Source organism: Streptomyces sp. NPDC048196 (genome assembly GCF_040652715.1).
Classification (GTDB): Bacteria; Actinomycetota; Actinomycetes; order Streptomycetales; family Streptomycetaceae; genus Streptomyces; species Streptomyces siderophoricus.
Genome location: NZ_JBEZMM010000100.1, coordinates 1 through 11,426, shown reverse-complemented (window position 1 = coordinate 11,426; position 11,426 = coordinate 1). Strand labels below are relative to the sequence as shown.

Sequence of the window (11,426 nt, the reverse complement as noted above, 5' to 3'; positions counted from 1 at the left end):
GTAGCTGAGCAGCGTACTGGGGTGTTCCGCGCCCAGGCCCTGCGTCCGGTCCGCCAACAGTGCGGTCAAAGTGGTCACGGCGCCAGTCACACCTCGATGGTGACCGCGACGCCGGACGGCTCGCGCGCACCCGTGAGGCGGACCAGCTCCTCGTCGCTGGACTTGAGGCGGGTGGTGGCCGGGGTGATCCCGGCGTCCCGCATCAGCCGGGTCATCTCGCGCTTCTGGTCGGGCAGCACCAGCGTGACCACCCGGCCGGACTCCCCGGCCCGGGCGGTGCGGCCGCCGCGGTGCAGATAGTCCTTGTGGTCGGCCGGCGGATCGACGTTGACGACCAGGTCGAGCGCGTCGACGTGGATGCCGCGGGCCGCGACGTTGGTCGCCACCAGCGCGGTGACCTGGCCGTTCTTGAACTGGTCCAGGGTGCGGTTGCGCTGCGGCTGGGTGCGGCCGCCGTGCAGCGCCGCCGCGCGCACCCCGCTCGCCAGCAGGCGCTTGGCGAAGCGGTCGGCGGAACGCTTGGTGTCCACGAAGAGGATCACCCGGCCGTCGCGGGCCGCGATCCGCAGCGCGACGGCCTTCTTGTCGGTCTCGTCCGCGAGGTGCAGCACATGGTGTTCCATCGTGGCGACGGCGCCCGCCGACGGGTCGACGGAGTGCACCACCGGGTCGGTCAGGAACTGCCGGACGAGCCGGTCCACGTTCCGGTCCAGGGTGGCCGAGAACAGCATCCGCTGCCCGCCCGGCTCGACCTGCGCGAGGAGCGCCGTGACCTGCGGCAGGAAGCCCATGTCGGCCATCTGGTCGGCCTCGTCCAGGACGGTCAGGCGCACCTGTCCGAGCTCACAGTCGCCGCGCTCGATGAGGTCCTTGAGCCGCCCGGGGGTGGCGACCAGCACCTCGGCGCCGCGGCGCAGCGCGCCGGCCTGCTTGGTGATCGACATACCGCCCACCACGGTCGCGATGCGCAGCTGCACGGCGGTGGCGTACGGCAGCAGCGCGTCGGTGACCTGCTGGGCGAGTTCGCGGGTGGGCACCAGGACCAGGGCGAGCGGTGCGCGCGGGGCGGCCCGCAGCCCGGCGGTGCGGGCCAGCAGCGACAGCCCGAAGGCGAGCGTCTTGCCGGAGCCGGTGCGGCCGCGGCCGAGGAGGTCGCGGCCGGCGAGCGAGTTGGGCAGGGTCGCGGCCTGGATGGGGAACGGCTCGGTCACGCCCTGTGCGGTGAGCGTCTTCTGCAGGGCCGACGGCAGGTCGAGCTCCGCGAAGGACGCGACGGCGGGCAGCGCGGGGACCACGGGGTCCGGCACGGTGAATTCCTGCGGCGGGGCGGCCTTGCGGGCCGTGGCCTTCCCACCCGCCGCCTTCCCGCCGGACGTGCCCGCGGCCTTGCCCGGGGAGTTCCTGCGCCGGGGGTTTCCGGATCCGGCGGGCCGGGGCGTACCGGTGCGGTGCGGGCGTGCGGAGCGAGCCAATGGGGTTCCTTTCCAGGGCCTGGGACAGTACGGGGCCGGGGCCCGACGAGCCCCCATCCGGAAAGGCGTGAACCGGCCGGAAAACAGCAAGTGCGCCTGCGGACCATTCCCGTCAGGCGCACATCATGATCATGGGTACCGAACTGCAACCCTGGCACCCTAGCACGCCGGCCGCTCACAGCAGTTCGGTGATCATGCCGGAGCCGTTCGGCTCCGCTGCCGCCCGGGCCCCTACGGGTGTCCGCGGTCCCGTTCCTCCAGGTCGGCCAGCATCGCATCGGCGAGGTCGCGCTCGGCGGCGTAGAACCGCTCGGACCACTTCAGCACCAGCGCCGGCCCCGACCGGGCCTCCGCGTCGCGGGCGGCCGCGGCGTCGGCCTCGGCGCGCTGCCGCATCGTCTCGGCGAACTCCCGGTGCCGGCCCAGGACTTCCCGCATCCGGTCGTCCTCCAGCAGATGGCCGAGCCACAGCCGCAGCATCACGCCGTGTTTGAGGACCGGGGGTTCCACCGGCGCCTCGCGGGCCCAGCGGCGGACCGCCGCCATCCCCTCGTCGGTGATCACATAGACCCGTTTGTCGCGGTGGCCGGTCTCCTGGGCGACCGTCCGCGAACTGACGTAGCCGGCCTTCTCCAGGCGCTTGAGCTCGCCGTAGATCTGGCTGAAGGACGGGCTCCAGTAGAAGAAGCGCAGCGACCGGTCCGACCACTTCTTCAGGTCGTAGCCGGACAGCTCCTCGCCGAAGGAGAGCAGTCCGAGCACCGCCCAGCCGGTGGCCGGCAGCTCCGGCCGCTCCGCGTCGCCGGCGTCCGCCCCGTCCGGCTTCTTGTCCGTCACGTTCCGCAGTCTACGGTCCGGCGCCGCCACGGCCGGGTCCGGAAGGCGCCAACTCCCTTGCGCCGGGGCCCCCGGCCGCGCCGCGCGCTGCGGACCGCGGCCGGTCGGCCAATAGTGGAAAGGTGAGCATCCAGGGCCCGCGCGGGCACCGCTCGGTGGTCGGCAACGCGGTCCGTGTGACCACCGCGGCCTGCGTCGGCTTCTACCTCTGCCGCTACGGGCTCGGCCTGACCGCGATGGCGGTGTACGCGGCCTTCACCGCGGTGTCGCTGGGCGCGCTCGCCCGCATCCCCGGGTCCGGGCGGCAGCGCGCCGCGACCGTGCTCACCGCGGTCCCGGCCGGTCTGCTGCTGCTCACCCTGGGCACACTGCTGGCCGTACGGACCTGGGCCGCGGTCCTCGGCATGCTCGTCGTCGGCTTCGTCATCGCCTACGCGGGGACCACCGGGCCGCGGATCGCCGGGGCGGCTCCCGGTATGCAGCTGCTCTACATCCTGCCGTGCTTCCCGCCGTACGCCCCTGAGCTGCTGGGCCAGCGGCTGGCCGGTTTCCTGCTGGGTGCGGCCCTGCTCGCGGCCGCCCAGCGGTTCCTGCTGCCCGAACCGGACACCCCGCCGTTCCGCCGGCTGCTGGCCGGGGCCGCCGACGCGGCCGCGGACCTCGCCGCGCTGCACGGCGCGCCGGCTCCCGGGCCGCTGCTCGACCGGGCCCGGTCCGCCGCCGACGCGCTGCGGCCGTCCCGGGTCCCGCCGGCCGACCTGCCCGCGTCCCCCACCGTCGCCCACAAGGCCATGCAGCACGCCGCCGAGGCGGCCCGCACCCTGCTGGCCCGGCTCGACGCCCTGCACACCGCCGAGGGCGCCCACCGCGCCTACCGGCCCGAGACGGTCGCCCTGCTGACCGGCATCGGCGATGCCGCCCGCGGGGCTGCGCGGACGCTCCGCGACGGCCGGCGGCTGCGGCCCGGGCAGGGGCCGCAGGCCACGGAACTGGAGCGTGAGCTGGGGCCCGTGCGCACCCACCAGGCGCTGGACACCCTGGAGCGGCTGGACGCCGACGACCGGCTGGTCTATCTGCGCCGCCGGTCGCTGGTGGTGCAGGCCGCGGACGCCACCGTCGTACTGGTGCTGGCCACCCGGCTGCTGTTCGGCGACCGCAGCGTCGACCGGGACACCGCCGGGCACGCCTTCGGCTACGCCCGGGTGCACGCCCCGGCGCTGTGGTGGCTCCGGCTGACCAGCCACCTGACCCCGCGGTCGGTGATCTTCCAGAACGCCTGCCGGTTCGCGCTCGGGTTGGCCGCGGCCCGGGCGGTCGCCGGGGTGCTCGACCTCCAGCACGGTTTCTGGGTGCTGCTGGCGACCCTGACGCTCACCCGGACGACGAGCCTGGAGACCCGCTCCGCGATCCGGCAGGCGATGCTGGGCACGCTGGTCGGCGCGGTGCTGGCCGGTGGGCTGCTGGCCCTGGTGGACGACCGGGCGGCGGTGTACGCGGTGCTGCTGCCGCCGGTGATGCTGCTGGCGTTCACGCTGGGGCCGCTGCGCGGGCTCGCCTGGGCGCAGGGCGGGTTCACCCTGGTCGTCGCCACGCTGTTCGCGCAGGTCTCCCGGGTCACCTGGCACCTCGCACCGGTCCGGCTGACCGACGTCCTGGCGGGCAGCGTCATCGGGCTGATCTGCGGTCTGGTGGCCTGGCCGCGCGGGGCGGGGAGAGAGGTGCGGCGCAGCATGGCGGCGCTGTCCGCGGCGATCGCTGCGTCCATCGGGCGCACCGCCGCCCGGGTCGTGGACCGTACCGGGGCCGGCCGGACGGGCGGCATGGCGGCGACGGGCGGGCCGGGCAGCGCGGGGCGCGACGCCGAGGCGGACCTCGGGGCGATCAACCGTGCGCTGGCGCTGGCGCGGGAGAGCCTGGCCCAGTACCAGTGCGAGCCGCGGGAGCGCACCGCCCGGCAGCCGGACTGGCCCGCGGTGCTGGTCGCCGCGGCGGACGCCCGGCGCGGCGAACGGCTGCTGCCCGGCCGCCCGGGCCGGATCACCCACCGGGAGACCGGGGACTGGCTGCGGCGGGCGGCGGACGAGACCGCGGCCGGCTACCGGGCGCTCGCCCGGCGACTGGACACCGACCACACCGCGCCCCCGGACCGCAGCCCGCCGCTGGACGTCCGCGGCCTGCTGGCGGTCGTCCAGCGGATCCCACGGGACAGCCCGGACCGGGACGTCCGGGCGCTGGCCGCGGCTCTGCTGCTGGACTCGGTCATCTGGCTGGACGGGCTCACCACGGATCTGACCCGCATCCAGGAGGAGATCTGACATCGCTCCGGCCCCGCCGGCCCGGATCTGCCCGGCCGGCGCGGAGCCCGCCCGCCGGGGGAGGCGGCAGCCGGCCGTCCCGATCGCCGAGGTCATGCCGGAGGCCGGCTGGTGGCCCATGGCGTCCAGGATCACCGCGTGCCGCGTCGAGTCGGTCGGCGCATGGTCGAACGCGCCCCGCCGGCCCGCGGCCCGGCGCGCGCTGTCCGCCGTGGCATCGCCCGACGGCGGCCCGCCCGATGACCCCTCTGGCTCCCATGGCTCCCATGGCCCCCATGAGATCGGGTTGCTGTTCCTGAACGAGGTCGTCACCGACACGCTGCGGCACACCGGCAGCGCCGAACTGTGGCTGATGACCATCGGGGACGCCGACGGTTTGCTCTTCGCGGCGGCCGCGGGACGGAGGTGCCGGGCGCACGCGCGGATGCCTGGGGCCACGACGGACGCGCCGGGGGGAGTGGGGGGTTCCGGCGCGTCAGCCGGCGGAGTCCGTTGCGGCCAGCACGCGGACCGTGCCGAGTGCGGGGTCGGTGGCGTCGGGCAGGTTCATGCCCGCCTCGATACCGGAGCACAGATAGCGCAGGACGGGTTCGGTGAGCCGCTCGCCGGGCAGCACGGCCGGAATTCCCGGCGGGTACGGGGTGATCATCTCGGCCGCGATCCGGCCCGCGGCGTCCGCCGGCGGGATGTCCTCGGTGTCGCCGAAGAAGGCGTCCCGCGGCAGACAGGTCTGTTCCATGCGCAGCCCCGCCGGGTCCGGCACCTGGACGGTGGGCGCCGGCTGCAGGTCCGCCGCCGCGTGGGCGAGGTCCTTCAGCGCGGTCAGCAGGGCGCCGGTGGTCTCCGCGTCGTCGGCGTGGGTGAGCTGGGTGGAGATCCGGCGGTGGTCGGCGAGGTGGGCGTCGAGGTGACGGTGTTCGCGGAGCCAGTCCGCCGCGCGGTAGCCGGTCGTGCCCAGGCCGCTGACGTCGATGACGACGGGCAGCGGGTCGACGTCGTCGGCGAGTCCGGGGCCGCACAGGTCCGCGCGGTCGTTGACGTGCAGGCCGTCGATCGCCTCGACGGCGGTGCGGACCTCGGCGGCCAGGTCCAGGGCGCGGCCCAGCAGTTCCCGGCCCTGCAGGGCCATCTGGCGGCGCCAGCCGTCCAGCCCGGCGTAGATCAGCACCGACGGGCTGGTGGTGCCCAGCAGATCGGCCCTGATCTTGAGCTTGGCCGGGTCGATCAGGTCGCCCTGGAGGTGGAAGACCGAGCCCTGTTCCAGACCGCTGCCCATCTTGTGGATGCTGGTGACGCAGACGTCGGCCCCGGCGTCCATCGCCCACGACGGCAGGCCGGGATGGAACGGCAGGTGGGCGCCCCACGCCTCGTCCACGATCAGCGGGCGGGACCGGCGGTGGCAGACGTCGGCGAGGGCCCGCAGGTCGGTGCAGGTGCCGTACGGGGTGGGGCTGGTGACCAGCGCCCCGCGGGCGTCGGGGTGCGCGGCGAAGGCCCGCTCGTAGTCCTCGGCCGACGGGGCGTGGGCCAGGTGCCGGTCGGCGTCCCAGCGCGGCTCCACCCACACCGGCCGGATGCCGGACAGGATCAGCCCGGACACCACGGATTTGTGGGCGTCCCGGCCGATCAGCAGTTTCTCGTGCGGCCCGGCGACGGTCAGCATCGCGGCCTTCACCGACAGGGAACTCCCGCAGGTGGAGAAGAAGGTGTGGGCGGCGTGCACCGCGTCGGCCATCAGCCGTTCGGCGCGCTCCAGCACCTCTCCCCTGGTGCGCCGGTCGTCGAGCCCCCCGGAGGCGAGGACGTCGCCGAGGAAGACGGCGTCGCCGAGCACCGCCCGTACCTCCGGGTCGGCGCCGCGGGCCTGTTTGTGGCCGGGCGGGGTGAAGGGCACGCGGCCCTTGGTGTGGTGGTCGGCGAGGGCCTGCAGGACGGGGGCGCTGGTGTGGTCGGCCATGTCTGCTCCAGGTCTGCTCCAGGTCTACTCCAGCAGCCCGGCCACCACGCGCAGGTCCGAGACCAGGCCGGCGTAGGCCTCGGCGCGGTCGTCGGAGCGCAGCACGGACGACGGGTGGACGGTGGCCACCACCAGCCCGCGCTCGCTCTCGATCGGTGCGCCCCGCTCCTTCGTCACCCTGAACGAGGAACCGAGGAGGGTCTTGGCCGCTGTGGCGCCGAGCACCACGATCACCTCCGGGTCGAGTTGGGCCAGTTCGGCGTTGAGCCAGGGCCGGCAGGCGGTCATCTCCCGCAGGCTGGGGGCCTTGTGGATGCGGCGTTTGCCGCGGGCGGCGACGGTGAACTTGAAGTGCTTGACGGCGTTGGTGAAGTACGCCTGCCGCTCGTCGAGCCCCCCTTCGTTCATCGCCTTGCGCAGCAGCCGTCCGGCCGGGCCGACGAACGGCTCGCCCTGCCGGTCCTCCTGGTCGCCCGGCTGTTCCCCGACGAACACCGTCCGGGCCGAGGCGCTGCCGGCGCCGAAGACCGTCTGCGTGGCGTCGCGGAAGAGCGGGCAGCCCCGGCAGTCGGCCGCGGCCCGCCGCAGCGCCGCCAGACCGCCGCGGGCGGGCAGGTACGGCGTGGCGTCGTACCCCTCCCCCGCCTCCGTAGGCTCCTCCACGAGCGGCACCGCCTTCCCCATCGTGCGGCCGCCGCGCTGCCGGCGGCCCACCGCAACGGGTTCCCGGACCGGGCCGCGGTTAACGCCCCGGCAGCGGTTTTGCACCGGATGCGCGGTGCCCGGGGGGTGCCCGCCCGGGTGCGGATGGCCCGGCCGGAACCGATCCTGAAGCAGTGGAGCGGCGTGTCACGTGTGACCTCCCGCCGCTCGGGCACCCGCCGGGGCAGGAGCCCGAGGGCGACCGCAGCGGGCCCGGCCCCCGGGGCCGGGCCCAGGAACGAACCCGACCAAGGCAGCGTGTCGCGGTACGGCCGTGACAGCGGAACGGACACACATGAGCAATGGATTCATGGGTCCGGAGGGTTACGGCCCGGACCCGTTCGGTGAATTCCTCGCGCGCTTCTTCGGCAGCGCCGCGAAGTCGGCGGGCGGGGAGGCGGGGCAGTCGCTGCCCCGGCAGGCGGACATCGCGCGCCTGATGAGCGGGCCGGCCCGGGACCTGGTGACCTCCGCCGCCTCGTACGCCGCCGAGCACGGCAGCACCGAGCTCGGCACCGAGCACCTGCTGCGGGCGGCGCTGTCCGCGGAGCCGACCCGGAGCCTGCTGCGGCAGTCGGGGGCGGACCCGGACGCGCTGGCGGCCGAGATCGACCGGAGTGCCGGCAGCGGGCCGCGGCAGTCCAGCGTGGCGGTGACCCCGGCGGTGAAGCGGGCGCTGCTGGGCGCGCACGACCTGGCGCGGGACCACGGCGCGTCGTACATCGGCCCGGAGCACGTGCTGGACGCGCTGGCCGCCAATCCGGACTCGGCGGCGGGCCGGATCCTCAACCTCGCCCACTTCGACCCCAACGCCGCACCCCAGGGCGGTCACGGCCCCTCCTCGCACCACTCCGGGGGCGAGCACGGCGCCGCGCCCAAGCACGACACCCCGACCCTCGACAAGTACAGCCGCGATCTGACCGACATCGCCCGGGCCGGCCGGATCGATCCGGTGATCGGCCGCGAGGAGCAGATCGAGCAGACCATCGAGGTCCTCTGCCGCCGGGGGAAGAACAATCCGGTGCTGGTGGGCGACGCGGGCGTGGGCAAGACCGCGATCGTCGAGGGGCTGGCCCAGCGGCTGGCCGACGGCGACGTGCCGGACATCCTGGCGGGCCGCCGGGTGGTCGCCCTGGACCTGACCTCCGTGGTGGCCGGTACCCGCTACCGCGGGGACTTCGAGGAGCGGATGAACGGGATCATGGAGGAGGTCCGGGCCCACCCGGACTCGCTGATCATCTTCATCGACGAGCTGCACACGGTCGTCGGGGCCGGCGGCGGCAGCGGCGACGGCGGTTCGCTGGAGGCGAGCAACATGCTCAAGCCCGCCCTGGCCCGCGGTGAGCTGCACGTGATCGGCGCGACGACGCTGGAGGAGTACCGGCGGCACATCGAGAAGGACGCCGCGCTGGCCCGCCGCTTCCAGCCGATCCTGGTGCCCGAGCCGACGGTCGAGGACACGGTGGCCATCCTGCGCGGCCTGCAGGACCGCTACGAGGCGCACCACCAGGTGCGTTACACCCCCGAGGCGCTGCGTGCCGCCGTCGAGCTCTCCGACCGCTACATCGCCCACCGCTTCCTGCCCGACAAGGCCATCGACCTGCTCGACCAGGCCGGTGCGCGGGTGCGGCTGCGCTCGGGCACCAAGACCACCGATGTGCGGGCGCTGGAGCGCGAGGTGGAGCAGCTGGCGGTGGACAAGGACCAGGCGGTGGCGTCGGAGCAGTACGAGCGGGCGACCGAACTGCGGGACCGGCTCGCGGAGCTGACCGCGCGGATCGAGGCCGCCCAGGGATCGGCGCCGAGCGGGGACGGCCGGATCGTGTCGGTCACCGGCGAGGACATCGCCGAGATCGTGTCCCGGCAGACCGGGGTGCCGGTCAGCAGCCTGACCCAGGAGGAGAAGGAGCGGCTGCTGGGGCTGGAGGAGCGGCTGCACACCCGGGTGATCGGGCAGGACGACGCCGTCACGGCGGTCTCCGAGGCGATCCTGCGCTCGCGGGCCGGGCTCTCCGACCCGAACCGCCCGATCGGCAGTTTCCTCTTCCTGGGCCCCACCGGGGTGGGCAAGACGGAGCTGGCCCGGGCGCTCGCCCTGGCGCTGTTCGGCAGCGAGGACCGCATGGTGCGGCTGGACATGAGCGAGTACCAGGAGCGGCACACGGTCAGCCGGCTGGTGGGCGCGCCGCCCGGATACGTCGGCCACGAGGACGCCGGTCAGCTGACCGAGGCGGTGCGGCTGCACCCGTATTCGCTGCTGCTGCTCGACGAGGTGGAGAAGGCCCACCCGGACGTCTTCAACATGCTGCTGCAGGTCCTCGACGACGGGCATCTGACGGATTCCCAGGGCCGCACCGTCGACTTCAAGAACACCGTCATCGTGATGACCAGCAACCTGGGCTCGGAGGCGCTCAGCGGCGGGCGCGGGGTGCTGGGCTTCGGGCCGGACGTGGCGGGGCCGGAGGCCGGTGACGGGGCCCGGGAGCGGGCGCTGGCCAGTCTGCGGGAGCACTTCCGCCCGGAGTTCCTCAACCGGCTCGACGAGATCATCGTGTTCCGCCGGCTCACCGACGAGCAGCTGCGGCAGATCACCGGACTGCTGCTGGAGGGCACCCGGCGCCGGCTGCACGCCCAGGACATCTCCGTGGAGTTCCGCCCGGAGGCCGTGGACTGGCTCACCCACCGCGGCCACCAGCCCGAGTACGGGGCCCGGCCGCTGCGGCGCACCATCCAGCGCGAGGTCGACAACGCGCTGTCGCGGCTGCTGCTGGACGGTGCGCTGTCCGCGGGTGACGAGGTGTGCGTGGAGGTGGCGGACAAGGAGCTGACGTTCCGCATCAACCAGCCCGAGAGGACGTAGCGAGGCGGGGCAGAAGCAGGAGAGGAGCCTTCGGGTACGGACGGACGGAGGGATGACCGGTGCGGGCACTGGGGCCGCGTCAGACGTCGTCGGGCCGCGACGAGTCGCCGGAGGAACGGGCCGACCGGCGCTGGATCGAACTGCTCCAGGAGGTGCGGGTCATCCAGACCGGGGTGCAGATCCTCTTCGGCTTCCTGCTGACCGTCGTCTTCACCCCGCGGTTCCCGACGCTCAGCCACACCGACCAGCTCATCTACGTGGTGACGGTGCTGCTGGGCGCGGCCACCACGGGCGCGCTGATCGGCACGGTGACGTTCCACCGGCTGGTCACCGGTCACCGCCTCAAGCCGGAGACGGTGGTGTGGGCGTCGCGGCTGGCGCTGGTCGGGCTCGTGCTGTTGCTGGCGACGGTCGCCTCGGCGCTGCTGCTGATCCTGCGGCTCGCGATGAGTGACGCGTTCGTGCCCTGGATCGTGGTGGGGATGGTCGTCTGGTTCGCGCTCTGCTGGTTCGCGCTGCCGGCGTGGGCCCTGCGCCGGTACTCGTCGAAGGAGAAGGAGTGAGCCGCCGTCCCGGGCGCCCGCCCGGGCCGCCGGGGGCATGATGGTCACAGGGAGGGGAATCCGCGAAGACGGAGGTCGAACGCCATGGTTCCGTTGCTTCTGGTCCTGCTCATCGTCCTGATCTTCTTCGGGCTGGGCTTCGTGCTGAAGGCACTGTGGATCGTCGCCCTGGTGGCGCTGGCGATCTGGCTGGTCGGGTTCCTCGTCCGCTCGCCCGGGCCGGGTGGCGGGCGCGGCCGTTGGTACCGCTGGTAGCGCCGGCCCGACCGGGCCGTCGTCCGGCAGGCGCAGGGGAGGTTTTCGTGACGCAGAACATCTGGGGTTACCAGGACAGCGTGGGGTACGTGTCCGGGACCGATCTCACCGGTTTCGCCGTCGAGGCGATCGACGGCACCGTCGGGTCGGTCGACGAGCACTCCGACGAGGCCGGGGCCAGCTATCTGGTCGTCGACACCGGAGTGTGGATCTTCGGCCGGGAGATCCTGCTGCCGGCCGGGCTCATCTCCTCGATCGACCTGGACCGCAGCACGATCTACCTCGCGTGCGCGAAGAAGGACATCGAGGACGCCCCGGAGTTCGAGCGGGAGAAGCACATCGGGGACGACGAGTACCACCGGATGCTGGCCGGTCACTACGGCGCCCCGCACACCTGAGCCGGCCCCCGGCGGACGCCGACGGGCGCGGGCCGGGGCCCCCGGCCGGGGGGCCCGCCCCGCCCCC

Annotated in this window: 9 protein-coding genes; 5 read left to right on the top strand and 4 right to left on the bottom strand. The window is 74.1% G+C overall.

Annotated features, from left to right (window positions below; genetic code table 11):
* Positions 1–86 precede the first annotated feature (86 nt).
* On the bottom strand, positions 87–1,472 hold the full coding sequence (locus tag AB0E02_RS38960; RefSeq protein ID WP_362149449.1) for a DEAD/DEAH box helicase: 1,386 nt from the start codon (positions 1,470–1,472) through the stop codon (positions 87–89).
* A gap of 231 nt (positions 1,473–1,703) precedes the next feature.
* Positions 1,704–2,309 (bottom strand): PadR family transcriptional regulator, encoded by a 606-nt coding sequence (locus AB0E02_RS38955; protein WP_362149446.1) that lies wholly within the window; start codon positions 2,307–2,309, stop codon positions 1,704–1,706.
* 122 nt (positions 2,310–2,431) lie between these two features.
* Between AB0E02_RS38955 and AB0E02_RS38950 the strand changes: the two genes are divergently transcribed.
* The gene (locus AB0E02_RS38950) at positions 2,432–4,624 is read left to right on the top strand and encodes an FUSC family protein (RefSeq protein WP_362149443.1); all 2,193 of its coding nucleotides are present in this window, start codon (positions 2,432–2,434) and stop codon (positions 4,622–4,624) included.
* A gap of 475 nt (positions 4,625–5,099) precedes the next feature.
* Here AB0E02_RS38950 and AB0E02_RS38945 read toward each other — a convergent pair whose 3' ends face one another.
* Positions 5,100–6,581, bottom strand: a complete 1,482-nt coding sequence (locus AB0E02_RS38945; protein ID WP_362149439.1) for an ornithine decarboxylase — start codon at positions 6,579–6,581, stop codon at positions 5,100–5,102.
* 24 nt (positions 6,582–6,605) lie between these two features.
* Entirely contained in the window at positions 6,606–7,265 is a 660-nt protein-coding gene (locus AB0E02_RS38940; protein WP_310727864.1) for a UdgX family uracil-DNA binding protein, read from the bottom strand.
* A gap of 313 nt (positions 7,266–7,578) precedes the next feature.
* Here AB0E02_RS38940 and AB0E02_RS38935 point away from each other — a divergent pair, with 313 nt between their 5' ends.
* From AB0E02_RS38935 to AB0E02_RS38920, 4 genes are all read left to right on the top strand, one after another.
* On the top strand, positions 7,579–10,143 hold the full coding sequence (locus AB0E02_RS38935; protein WP_362149436.1) for an ATP-dependent Clp protease ATP-binding subunit: 2,565 nt from the start codon (positions 7,579–7,581) through the stop codon (positions 10,141–10,143).
* Between the two features lie 59 nt (positions 10,144–10,202).
* Positions 10,203–10,706 (top strand): DUF6328 family protein, encoded by a 504-nt coding sequence (locus AB0E02_RS38930; protein ID WP_362149433.1) that lies wholly within the window; start codon positions 10,203–10,205, stop codon positions 10,704–10,706.
* A gap of 84 nt (positions 10,707–10,790) precedes the next feature.
* Complete coding sequence (locus AB0E02_RS38925) at positions 10,791–10,961, top strand: hypothetical protein (RefSeq protein WP_030415051.1); 171 nt, start codon at positions 10,791–10,793, stop codon at positions 10,959–10,961.
* A 47-nt stretch (positions 10,962–11,008) separates the two neighbouring features.
* The gene (locus AB0E02_RS38920; protein ID WP_362149428.1) at positions 11,009–11,359 is read left to right on the top strand and encodes a PRC-barrel domain containing protein; all 351 of its coding nucleotides are present in this window, start codon (positions 11,009–11,011) and stop codon (positions 11,357–11,359) included.
* Positions 11,360–11,426: the final 67 nt, after the last annotated feature.

Excerpts from the sequence above, each read along its gene's own strand:
- AB0E02_RS38945 (WP_362149439.1), bottom strand. The coding sequence starts at position 6,581 with ATGGCCGACCACACCAGCGCCCCCGTCCTGCAGGCCCTCGCCGACCAC.
- AB0E02_RS38940 (WP_310727864.1), bottom strand. The coding sequence starts at position 7,265 with ATGGGGAAGGCGGTGCCGCTCGTGGAGGAGCCTACGGAGGCGGGGGAG.
- AB0E02_RS38935 (WP_362149436.1), top strand. The coding sequence starts at position 7,579 with ATGAGCAATGGATTCATGGGTCCGGAGGGTTACGGCCCGGACCCGTTC.
- AB0E02_RS38925 (WP_030415051.1), top strand. The coding sequence starts at position 10,791 with ATGGTTCCGTTGCTTCTGGTCCTGCTCATCGTCCTGATCTTCTTCGGG.